This window comes from Pedobacter mendelii, from assembly GCF_014635725.1.
In the GTDB taxonomy this organism is placed as follows: Bacteria; Bacteroidota; Bacteroidia; order Sphingobacteriales; family Sphingobacteriaceae; genus Pedobacter; species Pedobacter mendelii.
Genome location: NZ_BMDJ01000002.1, coordinates 286,064 through 312,084, shown reverse-complemented (window position 1 = coordinate 312,084; position 26,021 = coordinate 286,064). Strand labels below are relative to the sequence as shown.

General features: G+C 38.1%; 25 protein-coding genes. 19 read left to right on the top strand and 6 right to left on the bottom strand.

Annotated elements, in window-relative coordinates; translation table 11 throughout:
• Position 1: 1 nt before the first annotated feature.
• Both IEV50_RS04765 and IEV50_RS04760 read left to right on the top strand, forming a co-directional pair.
• Positions 2–1,174, top strand: coding sequence for a glycoside hydrolase family 88 protein (locus IEV50_RS04765; protein WP_229746630.1), 1,173 nt, complete (start codon positions 2–4; stop codon positions 1,172–1,174).
• A 125-nt stretch (positions 1,175–1,299) separates the two neighbouring features.
• A complete protein-coding gene (locus IEV50_RS04760) occupies positions 1,300–2,778 on the top strand; it encodes a glycoside hydrolase family 30 protein (RefSeq protein ID WP_188412100.1) in 1,479 nt (492 codons plus the stop codon).
• Positions 2,779–3,174: 396 nt separating this feature from the next.
• Here IEV50_RS04760 and IEV50_RS04755 read toward each other — a convergent pair whose 3' ends face one another.
• From IEV50_RS04755 to IEV50_RS04745, 3 genes are all read right to left on the bottom strand, one after another.
• On the bottom strand, positions 3,175–3,675 hold the full coding sequence (locus IEV50_RS04755; RefSeq protein WP_229746629.1) for a nuclear transport factor 2 family protein: 501 nt from the start codon (positions 3,673–3,675) through the stop codon (positions 3,175–3,177).
• 10 nt (positions 3,676–3,685) lie between these two features.
• Positions 3,686–5,311 carry a serine hydrolase domain-containing protein gene (locus IEV50_RS04750; protein ID WP_188412099.1) on the bottom strand — a complete coding sequence of 542 codons (1,626 nt, stop codon included), beginning with the start codon at positions 5,309–5,311 and terminating at the stop codon, positions 3,686–3,688.
• An 82-nt stretch (positions 5,312–5,393) separates the two neighbouring features.
• Positions 5,394–6,200: an AraC family transcriptional regulator gene (locus IEV50_RS04745; RefSeq protein ID WP_188412098.1), complete on the bottom strand. Its 807-nt coding sequence runs from the start codon at positions 6,198–6,200 to the stop codon at positions 5,394–5,396.
• Positions 6,201–6,551: 351 nt separating this feature from the next.
• Here IEV50_RS04745 and IEV50_RS04740 point away from each other — a divergent pair, with 351 nt between their 5' ends.
• The 10 genes from IEV50_RS04740 to msrA all read left to right on the top strand — a co-directional run bounded on the left by IEV50_RS04740 (position 6,552) and on the right by msrA (position 17,760).
• Positions 6,552–8,057, top strand: coding sequence for an ArnT family glycosyltransferase (locus IEV50_RS04740; RefSeq protein ID WP_188412097.1), 1,506 nt, complete (start codon positions 6,552–6,554; stop codon positions 8,055–8,057).
• A gap of 234 nt (positions 8,058–8,291) precedes the next feature.
• Positions 8,292–8,441: a hypothetical protein gene (locus IEV50_RS04735; RefSeq protein ID WP_188412096.1), complete on the top strand. Its 150-nt coding sequence runs from the start codon at positions 8,292–8,294 to the stop codon at positions 8,439–8,441.
• Positions 8,442–8,558: 117 nt separating this feature from the next.
• Positions 8,559–8,966: a hypothetical protein gene (locus IEV50_RS04730; RefSeq protein ID WP_188412095.1), complete on the top strand. Its 408-nt coding sequence runs from the start codon at positions 8,559–8,561 to the stop codon at positions 8,964–8,966.
• A gap of 1 nt (position 8,967) precedes the next feature.
• Positions 8,968–9,762 carry a phosphatase PAP2 family protein gene (locus IEV50_RS04725; protein WP_229746628.1) on the top strand — a complete coding sequence of 265 codons (795 nt, stop codon included), beginning with the start codon at positions 8,968–8,970 and terminating at the stop codon, positions 9,760–9,762.
• Positions 9,763–9,878: 116 nt separating this feature from the next.
• Positions 9,879–11,126, top strand: a complete 1,248-nt coding sequence (locus tag IEV50_RS04720; RefSeq protein WP_188412094.1) for a TolC family protein — start codon at positions 9,879–9,881, stop codon at positions 11,124–11,126.
• The gene (locus IEV50_RS04715; RefSeq protein ID WP_188412093.1) at positions 11,126–12,052 is read left to right on the top strand and encodes an RND family efflux transporter; all 927 of its coding nucleotides are present in this window, start codon (positions 11,126–11,128) and stop codon (positions 12,050–12,052) included. Before IEV50_RS04720 ends, IEV50_RS04715 begins: the two co-directional genes overlap by 1 nt.
• Before the next feature lie 2 nt (positions 12,053–12,054).
• On the top strand, positions 12,055–15,105 hold the full coding sequence (locus tag IEV50_RS04710; protein ID WP_188412092.1) for an efflux RND transporter permease subunit: 3,051 nt from the start codon (positions 12,055–12,057) through the stop codon (positions 15,103–15,105).
• Position 15,106: 1 nt separating this feature from the next.
• Positions 15,107–16,114, top strand: a complete 1,008-nt coding sequence (locus IEV50_RS04705; protein ID WP_188412091.1) for a YncE family protein — start codon at positions 15,107–15,109, stop codon at positions 16,112–16,114.
• A gap of 472 nt (positions 16,115–16,586) precedes the next feature.
• The gene (msrB, locus tag IEV50_RS04700; protein WP_188412090.1) at positions 16,587–17,087 is read left to right on the top strand and encodes a peptide-methionine (R)-S-oxide reductase MsrB; all 501 of its coding nucleotides are present in this window, start codon (positions 16,587–16,589) and stop codon (positions 17,085–17,087) included.
• 10 nt (positions 17,088–17,097) lie between these two features.
• Positions 17,098–17,760, top strand: coding sequence for a peptide-methionine (S)-S-oxide reductase MsrA (gene msrA / locus IEV50_RS04695; RefSeq protein ID WP_188412089.1), 663 nt, complete (start codon positions 17,098–17,100; stop codon positions 17,758–17,760).
• A 30-nt stretch (positions 17,761–17,790) separates the two neighbouring features.
• Here the strand turns inward: msrA and IEV50_RS04690 are convergent, their stop codons facing one another.
• From IEV50_RS04690 to IEV50_RS04680, 3 genes are read right to left on the bottom strand one after another with little or no spacing between them, the layout of a single operon-like run.
• On the bottom strand, positions 17,791–18,582 hold the full coding sequence (locus IEV50_RS04690) for a molybdopterin-dependent oxidoreductase (protein WP_188412088.1): 792 nt from the start codon (positions 18,580–18,582) through the stop codon (positions 17,791–17,793).
• Entirely contained in the window at positions 18,554–19,282 is a 729-nt protein-coding gene (locus IEV50_RS04685; RefSeq protein WP_188412087.1) for a cytochrome b/b6 domain-containing protein, read from the bottom strand. Before IEV50_RS04685 ends, IEV50_RS04690 begins: the two co-directional genes overlap by 29 nt.
• 58 nt (positions 19,283–19,340) lie before the next feature.
• Complete coding sequence (locus IEV50_RS04680; protein WP_188412086.1) at positions 19,341–20,084, bottom strand: DUF1223 domain-containing protein; 744 nt, start codon at positions 20,082–20,084, stop codon at positions 19,341–19,343.
• 129 nt (positions 20,085–20,213) lie between these two features.
• Between IEV50_RS04680 and IEV50_RS04675 the strand changes: the two genes are divergently transcribed.
• The 7 genes from IEV50_RS04675 (at position 20,214) to IEV50_RS04645 (ending at position 25,955) form a co-directional block, all read left to right on the top strand.
• A complete protein-coding gene (locus IEV50_RS04675) occupies positions 20,214–20,801 on the top strand; it encodes a sigma-70 family RNA polymerase sigma factor (RefSeq protein ID WP_188412085.1) in 588 nt (195 codons plus the stop codon).
• Position 20,802: 1 nt separating this feature from the next.
• Complete coding sequence (locus tag IEV50_RS04670; protein WP_188412084.1) at positions 20,803–21,069, top strand: zf-HC2 domain-containing protein; 267 nt, start codon at positions 20,803–20,805, stop codon at positions 21,067–21,069.
• 59 nt (positions 21,070–21,128) lie between these two features.
• Positions 21,129–21,392, top strand: coding sequence for a hypothetical protein (locus tag IEV50_RS04665; RefSeq protein WP_188412083.1), 264 nt, complete (start codon positions 21,129–21,131; stop codon positions 21,390–21,392).
• A gap of 47 nt (positions 21,393–21,439) precedes the next feature.
• Positions 21,440–22,021, top strand: a complete 582-nt coding sequence (locus tag IEV50_RS04660; RefSeq protein ID WP_188412082.1) for a peroxiredoxin family protein — start codon at positions 21,440–21,442, stop codon at positions 22,019–22,021.
• Positions 22,022–22,830: 809 nt separating this feature from the next.
• Positions 22,831–23,535, top strand: a complete 705-nt coding sequence (locus IEV50_RS04655; protein WP_188412081.1) for a hypothetical protein — start codon at positions 22,831–22,833, stop codon at positions 23,533–23,535.
• Positions 23,536–24,134: 599 nt separating this feature from the next.
• A complete protein-coding gene (locus IEV50_RS04650) occupies positions 24,135–24,728 on the top strand; it encodes an RNA polymerase sigma-70 factor (RefSeq protein ID WP_188412080.1) in 594 nt (197 codons plus the stop codon).
• A 69-nt stretch (positions 24,729–24,797) separates the two neighbouring features.
• On the top strand, positions 24,798–25,955 hold the full coding sequence (locus IEV50_RS04645) for a FecR family protein (protein ID WP_188412079.1): 1,158 nt from the start codon (positions 24,798–24,800) through the stop codon (positions 25,953–25,955).
• The last annotated feature ends 66 nt before the right edge of the window (positions 25,956–26,021 follow it).

Here is a 26,021-nt window from a genome sequence, read left to right as displayed (position 1 = left end):
TATGAATTTAAAAATTAAGATAACGTTATGTTGTATGGTATTAGCTGGCTCAGCAAATGCTCAAAAAGTTAACGTTAAAGAAGCTTTTGCTGCAGCAGCAAAACAAACTGATGTTTTGGTTAAAAATGTTGATTCAGCCCGTTTGTTAAAACCCAACCTAGTATCTCCAAGAACCGTTGAAAAAGGACAGTTTAAAATGGTGGTTTCAAGAGATTGGACAAGTGGGTTTTTTCCGGCAGAACTGTGGTATTTTTATGAATACACAAAAGATAAAAAGTGGCTTAATCTTGCCAAAAAATATACTGCAGATATCAAGAAAGAACAATACAATCGCGGTACTCACGATTTGGGTTTTATGATTTACTGCCCGTTTGGAAATGGCTATCGCTTAACAAAAGATACTGCCTACAAAGCAGTTATCATTCAGGCGGCTAAATCGCTTTCTACCAGATTTAACAAAACTGCAGGTGTGCTAAAATCATGGGATCATAATGGTGATAAATGGAAATATCCGGTAATTATTGATAATATGATGAATCTTGAATTGCTGTTTGAAGCGACCAAAATGACGGGTGATTCATCCTTTTATAAAATAGCGGTTTCTCATGCAGATAATACTATTAAAAACCACTTCCGAACAGATTTTAGTTCTTATCACGTAGTTGATTATGATACACTTAAGGCTGGGAATATACTTCAGAAAATAACTGCACAGGGTTATGCAAACGAATCGGCATGGGCCCGTGGACAGGCTTGGGCCTTATATGGATACACACTATGTTTTCGCGAAACAAAAAACAATAAATACTTATCTCAGGCAGATGGAATAGCAGGTTTCATATTAAACAATAAAATTACACCGGCAGACGGTATTCCGTATTGGGATTACAACGACCCTGGTATTCCAAATGTTCCTAGAGATGCTTCCGCTGCAGCAATCACCGCTTCTGCACTTTATGAGCTCGCAAAATATAGTGAAAATGGAAAAAAGTATAAAGCTGCAGCTGATAAAATTTTATACAACCTCAACACAAAATATACCAGTACAATTGGTGATAACTTTGGCTTTATTCTGGAGCATAGTACCGGGCATCTTCCGGCAAAATCAGAAATTGATGTGCCTATAAATTATGCTGATTATTATTATCTTGAAGCGCTTTTGAGGAGTAAGTAATATGAGGAAGCTATTGGCTTTCGCCGGATTGTGCTTACTATTTTTGGTTGCAATGCGACAAGAAATGATACCCCAACACATACATTATCAAGAAATACATTAAGCATATAAACATTTAACGCACAATGAAAAAAAATATAAGTCTCCTATTGGTTTTTGCGACCACATTTGCTGCAATGGCACAGAACAAAAAAACTGCAGCAGTAACCAGTAAATCCCCTCAGGGATATGTGATTGGAAATAAAAAAGTTGTAGTTTACACCACAGCTAACAAATCTGACTATCGCATTAGCAAAACTGAAACATTAAGTTTCGTAGAAAATAGACAGCCCTTTGAAACGGAACCAACAATTTTCGTAGATCCGAACATCAGATATCAAACTTTGGTAGGCATCGGCGGAGCATTGACTGATGCCTCTGCAGAAACCTTTGCCAAACTTTCCAAGAAAAACCAACAAGAATTGCTTACTGCCTATTACGATAAAGATAAAGGTATAGGTTACACCTTGGCCCGTACAAATATTGCGAGCTGTGATTTCTCCAGCGGAAGCTATACTTATGTGCAGGATAATGACAAAGATTTAAAAACCTTTAGCGTTGCTCACGATAAGGAGTTTAAAATTCCCTTAATTAAAATGGCAACTGCGGCTGCCGGGGGTAAATTATCATTATATGTAAGTCCTTGGTCGCCACCTGCCTGGATGAAGGACAATAACAGTCTGATTAATGGAGGGCACTTATTACCCGAATATCGCCAGAGTTGGGCGAATCATTATGTTAAATTTATTAAAACTTACGAAGCGATGGGTATTCCAGTTTGGGGTCTATCGGTTCAAAACGAGCCGATGGCTAAACAGAGATGGGAATCCTGTGTTTACACAGCAGAAGAAGAGCGTGATTTTATAAAAAACTTCTTAGGTCCTACACTGCAAAAATCAGGTCTATCTTCTAAGAAATTGATTGCCTGGGATCATAACCGCGATCAAATCTTTCAAAGAGCAACTACCATTTTAAATGATAAAGATGCTGCGAAATACGTTTGGGGTATTGGCTTCCACTGGTATGAAACCTGGACCGGAAGTGACATGCAGTTTGGAAATGTTCGGCAAACACATGAAGCCTTTCCGGATAAGGCGCTAATTTTTACAGAGGGATGTAAAGAGAAGTATGATGTAAAAAAGGTAGATGATTGGACTTTAGGTGAGCGCTATGGCTATTCGATGATCAATGACTTCAATGCCGGAACTGTAGCATGGACGGACTGGAATATTCTTTTAGATGAAAACGGTGGACCAAACCATGTAGGGAATTTTTGTTTTGCCCCGGTTCATGCCGATACCAAGAAGGATAAACTAATCTACACCAATGCATACTATTACATGGGGCATTTTTCAAAATTCATTCGTCCCGGAGCTAGAAGAATTGCCACAGCATCCAGTCGTGACTTATTGCAAACAACCTCTTTTTTGAATACAGATGGAAAACTTATTGTCGTTGTGATGAATCAATCAGATGAAAAAATTAAGTATAGTCTATGGATAAAAGGTCAGGCAGCCACAACCACCAGCTTGCCGCATTCGATTGCCACGTTAGTTGTTGAATAGGCTGATTTAGGACTTGGTTTAGATTTTGAATGGTGAATAGTTTTTGTGTCTATTTTTTGTCCATTGTTTCCAGATTTGACAGAAGTTAGCTTTGGCTAAAAAGCTAAGCATTAATGGAAAAAAAATTAGGATCGGGGGGGTATGAATAAATAGAATAGAAAAACCAGTTGGTAATCACATTATTTCGAACAGTATTTCTTAAAGGATTGCCTGTTAAAAAACTGCCATAGTAGAAAATTCGAGATGTTACAAATTCGCTAATAGAACCGGAATTTCGCATACGGTAACCACGAAACTGCTCAATGGAGACAATTTTATAATTTTTTTTTAAAAAAATACAGATAGAACGGGGTAATATGTTCTCTTTATAAAACATTTACGCTTTCGCCTGTTAAATCAATGTTGGCTTGTGTCTTTAAATTGCCACAGTACATTGATAATTTTCCAGGATCCATTTAGTTTAACAATGTGCAGGTAGTCTATCCATTGGTCAGCAATTAATTTTACAGAAGCGGTTCGTTCAGAAACATCAAGCAATTTTACTTCTTTCTTAGGCGAAGGAGGAAATTTATCATTGTTTTTATTATAGCTTTCGGCCAGCAAAACCATAGATTCTGTTGTGGTTTCCCGAATGTAGTCTTTTCCTGTTGCCTTATCTTTCCAAAATGTTCTCTTTACCATTCTGGGATGAAGGGCATGTTCCATTTGTGCAGGGTTTGGTTTGTGTTGCGATTCGATATAATCGATTGCTGACTGCCTTATTTCTATGCTATCTTGCTTGGTTTGCGAAAAAATAGCGTTACTGATTAAAATAAATATCAGGATAAAAAAATAGCGTTTTGTAGTCATTCTGTTTTTAGTTTCAAAAATGTTTAAGGATTCTGGTCTTTTACTCATAGCTTGGAATTTAATTTACTGCAGGTGAGGTGTTTAATACTGCCGGAAGAATATATTTTTCCAATATCTGATCTGCTTGTTGATGGGCAAACGAAGTTCCGTAGGCTGATGCGTTAACCACTACTACCAGGTCTATCTGCTTAAAGATGTAAATCTTATTACCGCCATTTCCGGAGCTGTACCAGGCTTCCAGATTTTCACCATTAATTTTAAAGATCTTATTCCAGAAAAGAAACCCATAAAAACCTGGCCTATCCGCAGGAAGGTTTTGCAAATGGCGGAACGATTTGTTTACCCACGATTTTGGAACGATTTGTTCACCTTTCCAGAGGCCTCCATTGCAGTAAAGTTGCCCGAATTTGGCAAAATCTAGTGCTTTTAGCCGTAAGCCTCCACCGGTGAATGGCTTGCCCATTGGTGTTCTTGCCCATTGGAGCGAGTCAATTCCCAATGGATCAAATAATTTCTTTTTCGCATAGGGTTCCAAACCACCTGGTATTACCTTATCCATAATGTCTCCAAGAAGCATTGTACCAACAGTGAAATAAGACCATTGTTTTCCATTCTGCTTATCTACTGCCATGGGCAGATCCAGCGCAAATTTGACGTAATCGGCAGTAGGATACATATGCTCTTCATTACCGGGAGATTCCATCACATCATCATTTCCATCAAAAGCAGCGCTCATTGTTAAGAGATCAATTAGCTTTACACTATCTTTTTTCGCTGATGGATGTTCGAATTGCTCTAAGTTATAAAACTCACCCAATTTCTGCTGCTCGGATTTAAGGTATCCATCTCTAATGGCCAAGCCGAGCAAAGTGCCCGTAAAGGATTTGCTAACTGAGCGTGGATCGTGAAGGCTTTCTCTGGAAGATCCATTAAAATACTCTTCCAATAATAAGGCTCCCTTTTTAACCACAACAATCGAATTGATTTTTTTATATGATTGATCGAGGATTTTTGTGTTAAGCTGTACGATCAATTCCTGATTATACTTACCTGAATATAATGGCCAACCGCTTTCTGGCTTAATTGGTTGGGGTCTAATTAACTTTGCATCAATGGGAGGAAGGATTCTGGTTACGATAATATCGGCTCCTAGCAAAATTGGAGAGTATACTCTATGTCCCGAATCGATATAGACCCCGATTTGTATGGTCAGTTTTTTTGGTGCCTGTCCGAACAAACTTATACCCGAATTGATCATAAATCGATCCCACATATTCAGGCTCCACAGCCCTGATCTGTTCCCGCTGATTAGGACTACCGAAAGCGGCTTTCCAACCATTTTATCCTCTAAGAGAATGGCACCAGGATGTAAATCTTCCTTGTAAACGGGTTTACCGTCTATCAAAAAAGAAAACCGAAAATTTCCGATTTTTAATGCAGAATCTATGGGAAGGCCGGGTGCCAGCTTTTCGAGTTCTTCAGCAAGTGAGTTTCCGGTATTGAGCTTTAGGTAAAGGTCTTGATTACTCCCAATATTATAACTCGCAATTGCGGAATTTTTTGATAAGGTATCAGTTAAATTAGGCCGATGATCAAAAAATTCCAGGGTTTTTAATTGAGCGTTTGCGGTAAAGCAAAGGCTGATGGATGCGGTAAATACGGTTAAAAATAAAAATTGTTTCATAAGGAAATATTACCCGACAAGGTTAGCTTTTTTGCATGCTAAAAAATAGTACAGAATTAACATCTAACAAATCATCTCATTTTCACTTTAGATAATGCTGATATTGGTGCGGGGTAAATCGAAACGCTTCTTTGAAACAACGTATAAGATGGGTCTGGTCGTAAAAGCCACATTCAAAAGCAATCTGTGTGGCTGATTTTTTTCCTGCATGGAGTTCTGCGGCTGCACGGCAAACTCTGATGCTCCTGATGTACGCTCCAAGGTTACATCCAAAATATTTTGGAAAATATCTGGATAGATGAACCGGGTGTATGCCAATTGCACTTGACAAAGATTTCAAAGAATGACTTGATTGAGGACTGTCATTAAGCATTTGGGTGAGTTTATCAATCCATACTGGAGGTTGTTTGTATTTGCGATAATCCGAAAGACCAAAAAGCCTATCAACTGCACTAAGTGCAAGTGAATGAAGGGATAGTGGCGAAGTATCATCGGGATTTCTAGTAGAAATTAAGATTTGATGGAAAAGCGATTTTACCAAGGGATTAATTACTTCAAGGCTACCTTCAACCATATTTTTACCAGCGAATTCTGATAGCCATTTCGGAGACAATTCCAGATGCATTCCTCTAGTATAGCCTTTAGGCTTCACATTGTAATGCAGTTCTTGGCAATTATGGAAAAGTAAGGTGCCCGGAACGCACTTATGTTGATCATTTTTATTTATTTCGGAAACCTTGCCAGCGATTAGGAAAGTAAAGTAAGCATTATCATGATAGTGCCAATCGACGAATTCATGTGTATATTCTGTGTTGGTGATGATTAGCCCATCTATTCTGATGGTTTGATCGGTATTGCCAAAAAAGTTTCCCGATGTGAGCTTTTCCATTAATGATTTTAGCTTTAAGACGCAAAAAGTAGGTTATCGTTACAGCCAACAAAGTTTTCGCCAGTTCTTCAGATACAAGTAGTTCTCATCGCTGGCGCATGCGTGCCGCGTGCAAATAATGAATGCATGAAAAGAAAAAATATAGAATTAGCCGTAGATTATAATGGAGTAAAGAATTAATTGAAATTGAGTATTTAGATGGTTTAGTTGAAGTAAATGTACACGCGGCACACTTGCACCAGCAATGTGGCGATTTTTAATGCTTTGTTGCTACAACTTCTGAATTTCTACAGAATGTTACCTTAGATTTGTTTATGGTGCTACCCAATGGATTAAACTTAATCTAATGCTATGGAAATACAAAAAAGGTATTTACCTGAAAGTTTACTGTTATATGCGATAGCAGTTATTGTTTTCATCCGCATTCTATCAATATTTATATTGGGACCAATGCCTCAGGATGCCTATTATTACCTCTACAGTCAGCATCCATCGCTTTCATATTTCGATCATCCACCTGCAATTGCAGTCCTTTTGGGGTTTTTCACATGGCTTTTTGGTTCTAATGTTTTGGCGATAAAACTAGGGGATTCAATCCTAACCATAGGAACTGTTTTGCTTTTCTATAAGCTTGCCCTCGAATTTTATTCCAAAGGGCAAGCGATCCGCTCAACAATAATTCTGTTGTCTACGCTCATGGTTAGCATACTGTCCCTGGTTTCTACACCCGATACACCCCTAATTTTTTTCTGGACACTGTCGCTTTTTACACTTTACAGGGCTATAAAGCTTGATAAAAAGATTTACTGGATATTTGGCGGGATTGCCATGGGGCTGGCATTTGACAGTAAGTATACTGCCGTTTTCCTACCCTTTGGATTATTGTCATTTTTGGTGCTATCCGCTTTTCATCGCAGACTTCTTGCTACGGTTTGGCCATGGCTTTCCTGTATAATTATGATCCTATTTTCTGCGCCTGTCATTATCTGGAATTTTCAGAATCAATTTGCTTCCTTTGTCTTTCAGGGGGGGGAGCGCATTGGACAAATATCAGCATTTTCAATAAAGCCCAGATTCATATTTGGACTACTTGGCCATCAGCTTGCGCTATTAATGCCGATACTTTATATCACCCTTTTCTACGGCCTGGTCTCACTTGTGAAAAAATACCGTAAAAAAACTGTTGAACTGCCTGAAAATGATCTTTTTCTACTTAGTTTTTTTCTGCCGGTTTTTCTGCTGTTTCTTTTGATCTCGCCTATTTACTGGATCAAGATCAACTGGATGATGCCAGCCTATATTTCCGGAATACTCTGGGCGAATAACTATTTAAATGAAAAATGGTTTAAATGGCAAATAGTACTTTCTATAATCGTTCACTTAGTGCTGATTGTAGAGGTTGTGTTTTATCTTTTTCCTGTAAGATCAGATGACACCTGGATAGGGTGGGGAGAACTTTCCGAAAAGGTATTGATTATCAAAAAGGAGCAGCATGCAGATTTTGTGTTTTCAGCAGATGGGTATAAGACCTCAGCTGAACTGAATTTATATAGTAAAAGTTTTATATATGGACAGAATGTGCTTGGAGAGCCTGCACTGGAATTTGATTTTTTGGGAACTGACCTGAATAAATTAAGCGGACAGGATGCAATCTTCATCGATTCAGACCCCGATTTTAAGGATCTTGGAATGGATTACGTCATCCCTAAAAAGCTTATGCGGTATTTTAGCTCGGTTCAGCAGCTGCCACCGATTATTATTAAAAGAAACAACAGGGCGATAAGAAAATTTCTCATTTATTTATGCAAAGATTACCATCGTCCCTTTCAAAAGAAATCTAACAAGCCAATTTATTAACCCTGAAAAATCATTCCTGTAGAAAAGGCAGTTTTTAGCAAAGGTTTATTATTTATTTTCTTTTTCTTTTTTATTGGTCCTGCAGTTAAAGCTGAACGTATTTTACCGGCATACTGTATACTAGGTAAATGGATAGCAAAGGAGAAAAATCTAATTGTATTGGTATACCGCCAAGATAATAGTTATAGATTAAGGATATTATGGTTCAGTGATCTTGATGACTTTTCCAGGCGAATGGCCAACAGTACCGATTACCATAATCCCGACCTGGCTCTTTGCAAAAGGAAGCTCATCGGAATGGATGTTGCAGGTGTACGAATATTTCACGGCATAAGGACAGCAGGTTCTATGGCAGGAGGAGATGTAAAGTATAGCCATGCTTAAATGGCGTGTCCGTTAGCTATTTTCTATAAAATTAAGTGTGAGGGAAATATATGTTATGTTACTCAACTACAGAATTACTACATAATTGCATTATAGTTTTGATTAAAAATAAAGACTATGAAAAAGCTTTTAGGAATTTTTTTATTGATGTGTGGTACACTTACCATAACAATGGCGCAGAAATTATCAATAGGAAAAGTGCCGTCTGCAGTTAAAACGACTTTCGTTAAAAATCATCCCGGTGTTAAAGCAAACTGGGAAATGGAGAAAACAAATTTCGAGGCTGGTTTTAACCTAAACGGCAAAGAAACTTCCGAGGTTTATTCTACAGCCGGCTCTCTACTAGAAACAGAGGTTTCGATTCAATCAAGCGAACTTCCTGCAGCTGTGTTGGCTAAACTCAAAGGCATGAAAATTTCCGAAGTAGCAAAAATTACCAAGGCCGATGGTAAAGTAAATTACGAGGCTGAAGTAAAAGGTAAAGATCTGTTGTTTGATGCGAATGGAAATGCTATAAAACCTTAGTATGGCGAAGTCAATAAACTTAATGTTGCTGTTTATCGCGGCAACACTTTCTTCATTTGCCCAAAATGCAGACTCTTTAAAAAATATCATTACATCAGATTCGCTGGGTAAGTGGTACACAGGTAATCCTGTACCAAAAACGAAATTTAAAGTGGCAACATTTATTGCCCCGGCAGTTCTTATGGGCTATGGTTTTGCTGCAGTTTATGATAAGGGTGCACTCAAACAGCTTGACTTGAGCACTAAGGCTGAACTGCAGGAAGATCATCCACTCTTTGCAGCGCATGTAGATGATTACCTGCAGTTTGCGCCTGCGGCAGCGGTGTATGCATTAAATCTTTCCGGGATAAAAGGAAAACACAATCTCTTCGATGCAACTATGCTTTACGTAACCTCTGCGGCGATTATGGGGGTATCTACTCATTTTGTTAAGCAAGGTGTGGGCAGGGAAAGACCTAACGGAAATGACGAAAATTCTTTTCCTTCGGGGCATACTGCTTCTGCTTTTATGGCTGCAGAATTTTTGCATCAGGAGTACAAAGATGTAAATCCCTGGATTGGCTATGCAGGCTATTTTGTTGCAACCGCAACCGGTACACTCCGAATGTACAATAATAAACATTGGTTTAGTGATGTGGTGGCTGGTGCCGGATTTGGAATTGCCTCAACAAAAATTGCTTACCTGGTTTATCCTTATATGAAACAGATTTTTAATAAGAAAAAGGATAGCAAATTTACTTTGATGCCTTTTTATCAACCGGGTGCATCGGGCTTGATGCTTTCAGGGAAGCTATAAAATCTGTTCAGGGCAAAATTCTGAAAAGCTGGTTTTGCAGAACTGAGTATTCAATTTAATTACAGCTTACAACAAAATCATAAAAGCTTTATCTGGCCTGAATTAATTTTTAGCAAATGAAAATGAAATTTAAATATTTTCTTCTTTTTGCACTCTTCTGTTCTTCTGTTTTTGTAAAAGCACAGGAGAGAATTAAAAATCTTGATTTTTATCTTAACGAGGCCAAAATATCAAGTCCAGTGCTTAAGGATTTAGAGAATCAACTTAAATCTGCTGGTATTGATAGTCTTATTGCCCGGGCGACAGCAAAGCCGCAGATTACCGGGACATTGAATGGGCTTTACGCACCCATTATTCGCGGCTATGGATATGATGAAGTCCTTAGCAATGGCCAATCGTTAGATGCATTGCTAAATTTAAACTATGATTTATTGAATAAAAAACGCATAAATAATCAGTTGAAAAGCGTAAAGCTGCAAAGTGACTCTATTAAGTATGCTGCTCAAATGTTTACTTTCGATTTGAACCGCTCTATTGCCGACCAATATATTATTGCTTTTGCCAGTCAGGATCAGGTCGATTTTAACAGTGAAGTAGTTCGCTTATTGCGAAAGGAGGAAGCTTTGCTCAAAACTTTAACAAGAAGCAATATCTATAAACAATCAGAATACTTAGCTTTTTTGGTAACATTCAGGCAACAAGAACTTGCCCTGATTCAAGGGGAATTGCAGTTTAAAAACGACTTGGCTGTCCTCAACTATCTATCGGGAATTAAGGATACTGCTATAGTTCGCCTTGAGGAGCCGAAACTCAAATCTGACAGACTAATTATCGAAATGAGTTTTTTCAAACGAAAATTTGAACTTGACAGTCTTAGAAACGACAACCAGAAGAGTTACTTAGATCTTAATTACAAGCCCAAGTTAGGTGTATATGTAAATGGAGGGTACAGCTCATCACTGGTACTTCAGCCTTATAAAAACTTTGGTACAAGTGCCGGCCTTACTTTTTCTGTTCCGATTTATGATGGAAATCAGAAAAAAATGCAGTACAGCAAACTCAGCCTGGCATCTGAAACGATAAACAATTATCGTGGTTTTTTTAGCAAGCAACAGCAGCAACAACTCAATCTTATCCGCCAGCAAATTGCCCAAACAGATGCCTTTTTTGGAAAAATTAATGAACAGATAAGGTTTAGCAAAGGATTAATTGATGTAGATGCCAAACTAATGCATACGGGAGATTTACGTATTGCGGATTTTATAATTGCCATAAATAACTACATGTCTGCCCAAAACTTGTTCAGGCAAATCACCATTAACCGCTTAAAGCTTATCAATCAATACAATTATTGGAACCGATAATGAAGAAACACCCAAAATTGATTTATGGTATCCTGACTACTTTAATATCACTTTCATCCTGCAATAGCCCCGAGCCAGAAACTACGGAAGATACTCCATCCACCGTTACGCCTGTTCAGGTAACGCATATAGCTGATAGTTCACTATCGGAGTATGTTGAACTTTCAGCAGTATCGGCTTATTTAGAGAAAAGCTTTGTTAAAGCAAACATCAATGGTTATATCGAAAAAACCAGTGTAGAAACCGGTCAAAAAGTTATTAGTGGCCAAAATCTTTTTTCTCTGATTACAAAAGAGGCCAGGTCGATTGGTAATACGGTAAATAGTCTCGACCCAGGGTTTAAGTTTTCGGGTATTTCAACTATTCGGGCAGCAAAGGGAGGGATTGTTGTTCAGGTTAATCATCAGAAAGGAGATTACGTGCAGGATGGAGAGGCTTTAGCAATAATCAGCAACAGAAACAGTCTGGTTTTTCTTTTGGATTTGCCTTATGAGCTGAATAACATCATCAGGCAAAATGGAAACTTAACGGTACTATTACCTGATGGAACCGCCTTACCAGGTTCCATTTCCGGTACCATGCCCTCCGTTGATTCTCTGGCTCAAACGCAGCGTTACATTATTAAAGTGCCCTCGGGAAAAGATATTCCGGAGGGATTGATTGGCAAGGTTAGGTTGAGCAAGGTAAGTCATACCAATGCTCAAGTGCTACCCAAATCGGCGGTACTTGCTAACGAAACTGAGGATGAATTCTGGGTGATGACACTCATTAATGATTCTACAGCAGTAAAGATTAACGTCAAAAAAGGTATTGAGAACAATAATATAACAGAAGTGTTGAGCCCTAAATTTTCAAAAACCGATAGAATTATCACTTCCGGAAATTATGGACTTGCAGACACCGCTAAGGTAAAAATTGAGAAATAGCAATGAAAAACTATTTTATTTCCCATAAAAATCCAATTCTGGCGGTGCTGGTTATCATCATTGTTGGCGGTGTTTATTCTTTTCAGCAGTTGAAAACAGGGCTATTTCCTGAAATCACTTTTCCCAAGATTAAAATCATAGCAGATGCAGAACTGCAGCCAGTAGATAAAATGGTGGTTACGGTAACCCGTCCTTTAGAAAATGCTGTAAAACAGGTTCCAAATCTGCAGTTGGTTCGAAGTACAACCAGCAGGGGCAGTTGCGAATTATCTGCATTCATGAATCCGGGAGCGGATATCAACTTATCTCAGCAGCAGATAGAATCTCAGATTGCTAAAATAATTGCAAGCCTTCCTGCCGGGGTAAACATCTCAGTTGAGAAGATGAATCCATCGATTTTGCCTGTCAGCGGATATAGTTTAGAAAGTCATAACTATTCCTCTGCAGCACTGAAAAAAATCGCTACTTATACCGTAAAGCCCTTTCTTTCTCAGGTTTCCGGTGTGTCTGAAATTCGTATAATCGGAGGGAAAAATAAGGAATTTTGGCTGGAACTGGATGTGCAGAAGATGCAAACATTGGGCATATCGCCTGACCAAATTAGCAATGCGCTTTCTCAAACCAATTTTATTAAATCAAATGGTTATTTAGCAGACCATAATTACCTGTATCTTTCAGTTACCGATGCAACCGTAAAAACCAAAGGCGACCTCGAAGAATTGGTATTGGCCAGAAAGGGAAACCGCACCATAAAGATTAGTGATATTGCAAAGGTTAGTATACAACAAAGTGTTGAATATACCAGAATAAATGCTAACGGAAAAGATGGAATTCTAATTGCTGTTATCAAGCAACCCAATGCAAACCTGGTTGATCTTTCTAGCCAAATGGCAGCGAAAGTTAATCGGCTTAAAAATATTCTTCCACCAGGCATCGCCATTAGACCCTATTATGTGCAAGCCGATTTTGTTAACGAATCAATAAAAAGTGTTGGTGATAGTTTATGGATTGGTTTGGCTTTAGCCATTATTGTGGCCATTATATTTCTTCGTTCACTTAAAGCTAGTGTAACTATACTCATTACAATACCGGTTACGCTGTGTTTAACCGTAATTGTGCTTTACTTTATCGGCTACTCTTTAAATATTATGACTTTGGGTGCGATAGCTGCAGCAATCGGACTCTTAATTGACGATGCAATTGTGGTTGTAGAACAAATTCATCGTACACACGAAGAACATCCCGATGAACCAACCGCTCCTTTACTTGGACGGGCTATTCATTATCTTTTTCCTGCAATGCTTGGCTCATCCATAAGTACCATCGTAATTTTTATACCCTTTGTGCTCATGACTGGTGTTGCCGGTTCTTACTTTCAGGTGATGACCAATACGATGATAATTACCCTGGTATGTTCCTTTTTTGTAACCTGGATTGGTCTGCCAGTTATTTATTTGCTTTTAACTAAAGATTCATACAACAACACATCGGGCAATAGGTCGGCTTTTCATGAAGTTAAGTCTCAAAACTGGGTGCGTTACTTCATCGTACGTCCATACATCAGCTTTATTTTTATACTGATGTTAATGGCCTCCATTGCAGTCGTTTTTCCGCATTTACAAACAGGATTTTTACCTGAAATGGATGAAGGCAGTATTGTTTTGGATTATGCATCACCTCCGGGAACCTCGCTTGAGGAAACCGACAGAATGCTAAGGGAAGTGGAAAAGGAAATTGTTAAGATTCCCGATGTTCAGGCTTATTCCAGAAGAACGGGTACTCAAATGGGTTTTTTTATTACCGAGCCAAATACAGGCGATTACCTCATTCAGCTAAAACCTAACCGAACAAAAAGTACAGATGAGGTTATCTCGGATATCAGAACTTATATTGAAGGCACTCAACCTGCACTTAAAGTGGATTTTGGTCAGGTTATTGGCGATATGTTAGGCGATTTAATGAGTTCTACACAGCCTATAGAAATTAAGATCTTTGGTAATGATCAACAAAAACTGCAGGCACTCTCTAGGCAGGTGGCCGAACTGGTTTCTAAAGTGAGCGGAACGGCCGATGTTTTTGATGGTATTGTACTTTCTGGACCTACTGTAAATGTTCAGCCAAATTTTGCAATGCTGGCCCAATATGGCATAACACCAGCATCGTTTCAGTTGCAGGTTCAAACTGCCATGCAGGGAAATGTTATAGGCGATTTGTACGATAAGCAACAGCTTTCTCCAATAAGAATGGTTTATCCGGGCAGCAGGAAATTTAGTATTTCTGATATTTCAAGAATGAAGATTTTTTTGCCCGATGGCATTGCAATTCCAATTCAAAGCCTTGCTAAAGTTGAGCTTAAATTAGGTAGTGCCGAAGTGGAGCGGGAAAGTCTTCAAACCATTGGCGCAATTACAGCAAGGTTAGATAACAGAGATTTGGGAGGTGTGATGAAAGATATTCAAACAGCGGTTAAATCAAAAGTAAACCTCCCATCAGGTTATCATATAGAATATGGTGGCGAATATAAAGAACAGCAGCAATCGTTTTCTGAACTGTTAACCATCCTTATCGCATCCAGTTTGCTTGTTTTTAGTGTTATATTATTTCTTTTCAAGGATTTCAAAATTGCCTTTTTAATCCTGATGATTTCTGTTCTGGGGATATCAGGTAGTTATTTTGCGCTTTTTATAACAGGCACCCCACTAAATGTTGGAAGCTATACTGGTCTGATTATGATTGTTGGCATTATTGGTGAAAATGCAATTTTTACGTTTTTACAATTTAAGGAATCTTTGCACGATAAGGATGTAGATGATGCCATCACTTTTGCCATTTCAACACGTTTAAGGCCTAAATTGATGACAGCGCTTGGGGCGATTATTGCATTGATGCCATTAGCATTAGGTATTGGTGCCGGGGCACAGCTTCACCAGCCATTGGCCATTGCTGTAATTGGTGGGTTTATTGTTGCATTACCATTGTTGCTCATTGCGCTACCAAGTTTTATCCGTAAGTTTTATTCAGAAAATTCTTTAAAAATTCAACTCAAAAAATAAGATGAAAAAGAAAATTTTAACTATGGTTTTTATGTTGGCAGCTGGCCTTTCCGTAAATGCACAAAAGAAAATGGGCCTTCGTTTATTGGCTACACATATTATTGGGGCTAGCGGTGGATGGGATTATTTAACTATCGATGAGAAAAATAACAATCTGTTTGTTTCTCACGGAAGTCAGGTAAATGTTTTGAATAAAAGCACCGGTGATTCGGTTGGCGTTATCCATAATACGCCGGGGGTACATGGAATTGCCATTGTAAATGCTTTGGGTAAAGGATATATCACAAATGGCAAATCTGCAACCTGCACTGTTTTCGATTTAAAAAACCTTACCGTTAGGTCTCAAATAAATGTTGGGGAGAACCCTGATGCAATATTTTATGATGATTATAGTAAGAAGGTATTTGTATTCAACGGAAAAAGTCATGATGCCACTGTTATCGACCCGCAAACAGATAAAGTTGTAGCAACTATTTCACTAGGTGGAAAACCAGAGGCCGGTGTGTCTGATGGAAAAGGAAAAATTTATGTAAACATTGAAGACATCAATGAAATTGTTTGTTTTAATAGCAAAACCTTTAAAATAACGACTCGATACAAGCTCACTGGTGGTGAAGAGCCGTCTGGATTGGCTATTGACCGAGCCACTTCTAGATTATTTACCGTTTGTTCGAATAAGGTTATGCTTGTTTTGGATGCGAAAACGGGTAAGCATATTGCCAAATTACCAATTGGCGATGGTGCAGACGGTGTAGTTTTCGATGCAGCAACAAAGCTTGCCTATGCCTCTAACGGAGAGGGAACAATTACCGTAGTGCGAGAAGTATCAGCAGATAAGTTTGTGGTAGAAAAAACCGTTAAATCTGAACCAGGAGCGAGGACTGTTGTGCTTGATAAGCTTACACATCACCTTTTTCTGCCAACAGCAAACTTTGAAAAAAGTGCTGTTGAAGGACAGCGACCTAAAATGATTTCTGGCACTTTTAAAGTTTTGGAGTTTGGCAAGTAGGTATTTATGAATCATTTAGACATGTATCTCGTCCCATCTAGCGCAAGCGTCTCGCTTGTGCTTAAATGGTAATAGCTTTTGGTTTCAAAGGCCAATTGATATTCTATTAATAATTAGTTTTTTAATATATTTTTAGTCATAAGCACGTGCGCCATAGGAGGAGAAAGGAACAATTCTTTCTGTTTTTATACTGAGAGCCTGTTTAAAATTTATCTAATAATTTGCTTATACTTCTTTTCGGCTGCAACATCGTTAAATATTTCGAGATAGGTTGACTATCTCTGCAACATTTGGCTTGTTTCGCTCAAAAAATAAGCGATAAACATTTTCACAATATAAATTTAAACAGGCTCTTACAATCCGATGAAGAACCAGCCGGGTATTTTATGCGTAAATGAAATTACCTGAGCCGCTTAGATAAAATATTCCTCCGGCTTTTGTAAGGATTTAAATTATTTAACGACAAAAAGATATGAGAAATTTAAAATTATTAAGCATACTATTCCTGGGGCTGGCATTTAATGCCTGTGGTCAGAATAAATCCTCAGATAAAGAAGCATTATCAAGAGATATTAAAAAATATCCACAGGCAAAAACAGCAGCTTATTGGAAGCAGGTACTCTCTGCGCAGGCCTACGACATCATGGTGAACAGTGGAACGGAAACGCCATATAAAAACCCCTTTTGGAATAACCACAAAAAAGGGATTTATGTTAGTGCCGCTACTGGAAAACCACTATTCAGTTCGGACACTAAATTTGAATCAGGCACAGGCTGGCCTAGTTTTTTTAAGCCCATTGATGCCAAAGCAATTAAAATTGTAAGCGATACATCAGACGGCATGGTTAGAGATGAAGTTGTAGAGGCAAGCACAGGCCTCCATTTGGGGCATGTATTTGATGATGGGCCACAACCCACCGGGCAGCGTTACTGCATGAATTCTTATGCGTTGAAGTTTATTCCATCAAAATAATTGGAGAATCATGAAAATATATAAATTATGTCTGGTTGCATTGGTTTTCTTTGGATCATGCACGGACGCACAAACGAAAAAGAATCAGCAGGCCTTCGCGGATTTACCCAAACCAAAGGCAAATGAGAAAGTGGCAACTTTTGCAGGCGGATGTTTCTGGGCACTGGCCGAAGGTATGAGCGAATTGAAAGGCGTGGATAAAGTAGTATCCGGCTATTCAGGGGGAACTGTAAAAAATCCGACCTATGAAGAGGTATGTTCAGATAATACAGGTCATGCAGAGTCTGTCGAGGTTTATTATAACCCTGAGGTAATCAGCTATAGCCAGCTCACCGAGGCATTTTTTTATGCCCATGATCCAACGACACTGAACAGGCAGGGGCCAGATGAAGGAGAAGATTATCGCTCAGTTGCATTTTACCGTAACGCTGAAGAAAAGAAGATATTGGAAGAAGTAATGGCTAAGGTAAATGCCGGTCATCATTATAACGATAAAATCGTAACGCAGGTTGTCCCCTTTAAAATATTTTATCCTGCAGAAAATTACCACCAAGGCTATTACAGGCTAAATCCTAACAATGGCTATATTCAAGGTGTTTCAATGCCTAAAGTCTTAAAGCTCAGGAAAAGCATGAATGCTTTGATAAAGCCTGAATTCAAAGATAAAATCTAATTACCTGGGGAATTTTTTATTCCCCATTTTTTATAAACCCGAATAGTAGTCATATCCTTGTTCCGCCCAATAATCTCTTGGACGCTGGTCGCTGAAAGACATTACACCGATTCTTTTAAGGTTTTTGATGCCGTATTTTACCGGAATAATTAACCTTAAAGGTGCGCCATGATCATTGGTTATCGGTTTTCCATTCATCTCGTAAGCCAAAATTGTTTGGGGATGAAGTACGCTATCCCTCTCAAGCCCGATATAATACTCCCCATTTGGGGTTTCCAACCCCATATAATTTTTTTCGACAAGTGCATCAAGTTTGTAATGCAATAAAAAATCAGTCAGTTTTACACCTGCCCAGTGCTGTATCTGATCCCATCCCTCAACACATTTAAAATCAAAAATGATTTCCGTTTTTGGTAATGCCTTGATTTCTTCAATACCGATTTTTAATGATTTGCTCTGACTGATTTTAACTTCCAGCTTCCAATTCTTAATGTCGAAATCCTCATCATCCTCAATGCCAATCAGACTATTAACTCTTATTGTCTTTGCCGCTCTTTCTTTTGGATAGGTTTTAACCAGGTGATTATTGCTAAAGAAATTACGGAAGAAAAGTTCTGTCTTGTTTAGCGCCCTTCTCAGTGGTGCCCGGGTACCTCCCGTAATGCCAGCATTTTCTTCAGGTGAGTTAAGCAGCCATTTCCAGCCTGCTGCCGCTCCACCACCCAAGGCAAAGAACGCACCAAATGAAATAAAATTCCTTCGCTTTATTTTTTGCTCGATGGTTAGTGGTTTTTTAATTTTCTTTTGCTCCGTTGGTTTCATTTTCTGCGTGGTTTGCTGTTAGTGTTTTTTCATCTCGGATTTGTGGTTCGGTTTCTATTACCTCGAAACCAGAGACGACAGACCGGAAATTGTTCCATCCGGCAAGTACCACCTGCAGGATATGTATGACAAAGAAAAGGACATAACCAATGGTTAAGGCAAAATGGATAATCCTTGCAAAATGATAGCCGCCGCAAAGCCAGCAAAGCCAATAAAGTTGTACAGGTTTATAAATTGCCAGTCCAGTAATTACTGAACCTACACCCATTAAAATAATTGCGCTGTAGGCAATCCTTTGCGCCGCATTGTATTTTTTTTGGGGCGGAATGGTTTTTCTGATATGCAGGTCATGCAAAAGTACTTGCCATGCTTCTTTGAATGAGTTTCTTTTAGGAACAAGTTCCCGCCATGCGCCGGAAAATATAGTGTAAGCAATGTAAAGCAGTCCGTTGATGAAAAAGAACCACATAAAAAGAAAGTGGAAAGCCATACCCTCGGCAAGTCGCTGGGGGATGTGAAAATAGGTATAAAACCATTCGGGAAAAAATTTGATCAGGGTAAAACCGAAAATCGAAATTCCGTATGCATCATTTGCCCAATAAATAAATAAGCCACTCCAGATCATTACTGTTAGTACCGGGAAGTTTACCCAGTGTGTCCAGCGCATTAGAAATGCGTGCTTTTCCTTGATTTCTTTCATCGAAATATTTTATATCATTAACGAAAATCTGCCCTTAAAAGATCTGACCTTCCAAGCCTTAAAATTTAAGCTTTGCCGCTGCGGTTATCTGTCCTGTTTTTTCATTTTGTAATAAGGCGATGATTTCGGCACTGCCTTGCTGTATTCCTTTTGCTGGAAGGAAATTTACACTTCCTTTATCTTTTCCATTTAGGCTGAAATTTTCCAGACTGCGCACTATCTGCACATGCGAAAGTGTTCTTCCTTTATTTTCTCCGCGTTCAATTTTATTGCTTGCATTTGGGGTGATGATGGCGACAAGTAGATTGTAGCCCAAGGTTGGCTGGTTGATTTGATAATCGATAATGTTTTGCCCACTTTGTAACGAAAGGGAGATTGCAAGTTTTGTCTTGCCTGCTTCAGAAAGCGAAGACGTAATTGCGCCCCGTAGTGTTTTTTCTTCCGAACCGACAAATTCCTTACTACCGTTGATTACAATCTGCGGCGTATAAACGCTGCTTAAGTTTAACCATTTTGCATATTGATTTTGCCTTTGGGAAAATATGCGATTGCTAAAGGTGTCTTTCCAGCCAAGACGATCCCAATAATCGACATGATAGGCCAGGATGTAAACAGGTCTGTCTTGATTTTCCTTTTCTATTCTGGCAACCAATGCATCAGCTGGCGGACAGCTTGAGCAGCCTTCTGAAGTAAAAAGTTCTACTACCGCAAAACCGCTCGGAGCCGATTCCTTGCGCTTAGTAGCGAAGGCAATACTTATCGTACATATTGAAATTAAGATCAATGCTATTTTTCTGGACATAAGTTTATTTTTTTATCATTGGTCGCTCTTCCGGTGGATTCCTTACAAAAAACTAAAAGAAAATGTAAGGAATTATTTTTTCAGCGACTAAGCGCTTAAGTACTATATTTATACAATGTAATAAAAAAAATGGAACAGGAAAAGACCGCAATAAATAGTCCTTTAAAGAGCGATCCTGTAACCTGGGTTGAAAAGTATGCTGATTACTTATACCGCTTTGCATTTTCCAGGCTCCGCGATGAGGAGATAGCAAGGGATCTGGTTCAGGATACTTTTCTGGCTGCACTTCAGCAGGTTTCCAGGTTTGAGGGAAAAAGCAGCGAGAAAACATGGCTCACTGGCATCCTTAAAAACAAGGTTGCCGATTTCTACCGTAGGCAGGCATCAAAAGGTATTACCACAATCAGAACTGCTGAAACAGAACAGCAAAATTTCTTTGATGCAGATAACGGACACTGGAATACACAGCATTATCCCAAGGCTTTTGGATTGGACGAAAACAACCCGCTATTGTTAAAGGAACTTGGCGGTATTTTAAACACTTGCCTCAAAAAACTACCTGCATTATGGTTTTCTGTATTTTCAATGAAACATATGGATGACCTTGCATCGGAAAAAATCTGCATGGAACTTAAACTGACAGATGCTAATTTCTGGGTAATTATGCACCGGACAAAACTTAATCTGAGGGCCTGCCTTCAAAAACACTGGAACTAATATGACAGGAGCACTTAAAAAAATAATATATAATTGTAAACAGGCTACTTTCCTTATCGAAAAAAGAACATTGGGGAAAATTACGGCGGCGGAGGCACTACAGTTGCAGGTTCATCTGGCAGGCTGTTCAATGTGCAGAACCTATCAAAAGCAAAGTATGCTTATCATCCGCCTATTTACCGGTTTTCCATCCGATAAAATCAGACTGGATGATGCCTTTAAAGTGAAGCTTCAGCAACGGATTGAAAAAGAAATGAATAAAAATTGATTTTTATTGTAAGGAGTTCTCTGGATAGGCGACGAATAGGGAAACAAAAACACAATAACATGAAAAATCAAATCTTAAAATCGGCAGGTAAGCTTTTTCTTACTGCTTTGGTAATTGTAAGTCTATCTTCATCAGGTTTTGCAAATGTTCCACAACAGGAAAAGGAAAAAATGTCAAAAATGAAACAGGACAAAATGGGCAAAAAGAAAATGGATAAGATGGAGAAAAGTAAAATGTCGAAAATGAAAACAGATTCGATGAAAAAAGCTAAAATGGAGAAATCTAAAATGTCTGACAGTAAAATGTCAAAAGGAAAAATGTAGAAAACAGGCAGGAAAGTATTTTCTTTCCTGCCAATATTTTAATATAAATGAAAAGAATTATACTAATTTTTGCCCTGTTCATTTTGCTGGGTTTTAATGCAAATGCACAAAAAGGATTATCAGCAGGTACTAAAGCCCCTTCCTTTAGCGGGGTAGATCAAAATGGGAAAAAAATAAATTTGCAGGGCTTATTAAAGGAACACAAGTCGGTTGTACTCTTCTTCTACAGGGGTCAGTGGTGTCCATACTGCAATAAGCACATCAAAGAACTTCAGGATTCTTTGCAATTGCTTACCGGCAAAAATGCTTATGTAATTGGGGTTACACCTGAAACGAGCGATAACATTGCGAAAACAATAAAAAAAACGAGTGCAGGTTTCTCCATTATTCAGGATAAGGATGATAATATAATGAAGGCATACGGTGTAAACTTTATGATGGATGATGCAACCTTTACCAAATACAAGGGCTACGGAATTGATCTGGAAGCGAATAACGGCAATAGTCGGCACACATTACCCGTTCCGGCAACTTATATCATTGACCGTTCTGGGAAGATCAAATATGTGCATTTTGATCCCAATTATCAGAAAAGAGCATCTGTAAAATTATTATCGGCCGAGCTTTAGTAGAGTTAGAAATTTAAAGGAACTAAACTTACTCCTATTGTTAATTACAATGCCCCGAGCCTTTTTAAATTCAACTGTATGCAAAAAAGCCTGCCAATTATAAGATTTGCAGGCTTTTTGTTTGGCTTACATACCATTTATGCGGAGAGTGGTGGAAGTGAACACAAACCAAAATCCGCGTTCAAAATAATCTAAGCTGCCAGATAGTGACATGCTTTTATAATCAAAGAATCTCAAGAATACCTACTGATTTTGTCCTTAAAGTTTAGAAACATCGTATATTATGTAGTCTTAAATTGCCATGGCTCCAACTAATGAAACATACGCTTAAAAGAGTAAAAAAGATATGGACTCTCCAGTCAATACGTAAAATCTTGGAAAATGTTTTAGACTATTCTTGTTCCACTCCATCGCAGCAGGTGACCACTATAAAAGGAACATAGTTCTGAACTTACAACACCGTAACGGGATATTTTCAAAATGTCAGAAATGTTCCGAACGAGGAGCATAAATTTAAAAGTATCATATAAAAAGCAGGTATGCAGCGTGTTCAAATAATATTTAACTAATGCCTGGACTTTGCAAGCTTTGGGAAAAATTAACCCCAATTAGGCCGGTGATGAAAATCCATCGGCCTAATTCTTCGTATTCTCCTGGGAGAAACTCCGCGTTTAGGTGAGGTTAAACCATATCCTATGCCAATCTGTTAATTCAATGGGAGTCAGACTACCTCTCAAATGAAATTTTGCATGAAGATACGCTTGGCATTAATTTGTAACTTTAAATAACATTGAACTTAAATCATAATTATGGAAGAGGTATTCAGGCAACTCAAAATTCTAAAAGTTTATTCAGGTGTGCTCACCCTTGTTGTTATCATTTTTATTATGCTTTCTTTAAAAACGAAAACGCAAGGAGATTTTGAAATGCTAAATGCTGAAAGAATCAACATTGTACAAAGCGATGGAAAAATCAGGATGGTTTTAAGTAATAAGGATAGACAACATCCTGGAAGAATGGATGGTAAAGATTTGCAGGCACGCGACAGACCTGCGGGTTTACTTTTTTTTAATGATGAAGGTGATGAATGCGGAGGCATAGGGTATAATGGCAGCAAAAAAGACGCTGCAATGTTCTTTACCATGGATCAATATAAGAATGATCAGATTTTGATGTTGAGCTATGATCAGGACAATACATCAAAACCGAACACTAAAACTTATGGTTTAACGCTTAACGATCGGGACGATTTTTCTTTCAAAAATCAAATCAGATATTTCGATTCATTAAAAAAGCTTAACGATACCAGTGCTTATGCAGACGGTGTTAGAAAATACAAATCCGCAGGTCATTTAAATCAACGCATGTTTATTGGTAAAAACAAATCAGGAGATGTGGGATTATTTTTAGCGGATGCCAAAGGCAAGCCACGCTTAAAGATTTTTATAAACAAAGACAATCAGCCCGTTATTCAGAAATTGGATGAACATGGAAATATAGTAGATAGTAAATGATTTTAAAAAAAATGAGCTTTCAGTGAATAAGGTAAGAGATTTCAACTGTTTCATTGTGAAAGTCTCTATCCAATAAAAAAAGACGTTTTTTTATGAAAGATTTAGATAGGTCTTTTCAAATCCCACTAGCTTATGCTGACTGATGGGCATCTCAGTTTTGAAAACAAAAAAAGCTAATCGGTTGCTGCTAATCATAAATTAAATTGCAAAACATCAATTTAAACGCTCTGTGTACATCGTTAGATGCAACGTAACGCATCTGATATTCTTTTTACAAACACAGAAAAACAAGTCCTAACATTAAATGGATCATAATAAGATGGATGATGAAAATTGCCATATTATTACTTTATATGTAATAATACAATTTGATTTAGCTAAACGTTAACCAGAAAATAGTCACTTATCACTTTGAGAAATGATCAAAGCAATGAGTTGATTTCTAATATAATTAAACTATAAAAGTTTTTTTTTAAGTCGATCTGCTTTGGAATCGCTTGGTTAACGCTTCCTGAATTTCCAGAAAAATGGAGAGTGTGGTCTATGGAATGTACCTTTTTTATTCTAAATGCTTACCTTAGTGAAAGAAAGATTCTTCCATGCCCATTCCAAACAATTTTAGCGATAATGAATTGTATAACTTGCTAAAGCAGGATAGTGAGGAAGCTTTTAACCTTTTGTACAGCAGGTATTGGAAAAAAATGTTGTTTAAGGCCATGCTAAAACTTCAGTCTGAGGCGGACGCTGAAGAAGTTGTACAGGATGCTTTTATCGATATTTGGAAAAGCAGGCACACTATACAGATTCAAAATACTTTTCATACTTATATTGCTGCAATTATCAGGTATAAGGTTATGGCTAAAATTGCAAATAGAAATAAAGTGATTCACTATGGCGTAGCAGACATTCATGAGCTCCATGTTGTTGATAATTCTACCCAGCATTGGCTTAATTTCATCGATTTACGCTCAGAAATAGAAGCAAATATATCGGCATTACCAGAAAAATGCCAGCTTGTTTTCAGGATGAGCCGCGAAGCTGGTTTAAGTGATAAGCAAATAGCAGATAATTTGGGGCTTTCGCAAAAAACCATTGAAGCCCATATTAGTAAAGCGCTAAAGGCTTTACGTACATCAATAGGCCAATTACTCGGTACTTTTTTGTCTTTACTGGTGTTATTTAAAATATTTTAATAAAAAAATATAAAACCACTAAGGGTAATGCAATAGAATTACACACTATGTAATAAAAAAGCGTGCCCGATGAAACAGCAATTAAGCAAAGAAGAACTAGCACAACTCGCAGATAAATGGCTTGTAGGGGTAATAACACCCGAAGAACAGGCTTTGCTTGATAATTGGTATAATACCGATGATGTGCAAGAACTTAACTGGTTAGGTACTGATGATTCAGAAGAGCAACTTCGTGATAGATTATTTACCCAAATCAAAAATGGGCAATTTATACAAGAACAAAATTACAGCAGGTGGTGGATTGCGGCAGCAGCTATGATTACACTAACTGTTGGTGTATATATTTCAATTAAATCGGTAAATCAAACCTCAAAAAATATAAGCTATGCCACTGATATTTCTCCAGGTGGTAACAAGGCCTTTTTAACCTTAGCTGATGGAAAGAAAATAAGTTTGAACGATGCCAAAAAAGGAATACTTGCGGAACAGGATGGCATTAAAATAAAAAAGGCCTCGGATGGAGAACTCATTTACGTTTCGATTGCATCTAATGTAAAAAAAGCCAGTGAAAACACTTTTAATACCATTGAAACACCAAAAGGCGGTCAGTGGCAGGTAAGCCTACCCGATGGAACCAAAGTATGGCTTAACGCAGCATCATCTTTAAAATATCCGGCTTCTTTTGCTGCTGCTTCTGTTCGAAGGGTAGAATTGAAGGGCGAGGCTTATTTTGAGGTGGCTAAAGATAAAAAACATCCTTTTATTGTAAAAACAGCAACTCAGGATATACGTGTTTTGGGTACACATTTCAACATCAACAGTTATGCTGATGAGCAATTTACCAAAACAACTTTGCTTGAAGGTAGCGTTAGTATTGCTACTTCAATATCAAAAAAGGATACATCAGTAAATCCTCAGGTTTTAAAACCCGGTCAACAGGCGTTAAACGATGGAACTACTATAAGGCTTAGCGAAGTAGACACTGAATTATCTATAGCCTGGAAAAACAACAAATTTATTTTTGAAAACGACGATATCCATTACATTATGCGAATGGTAGAGCGCTGGTATAATGTTGAGGTTGTTTATGATGGTGAAATCCCTAAAGATAAATTCGGTGGTGCAATATCGAGGTTTGGCAATGTATCAGAAGTATTAAAGTCATTACAACTAACCGGAAAAGTTCATTTTGAAATTACAGGAAGGAGGATTACTGTGCGTAAATAAATACGATACCAGTAATGCAAATAAAAACCAGAAGTGCTATAACACTCCTGGCCTTAAGTTTGGCAT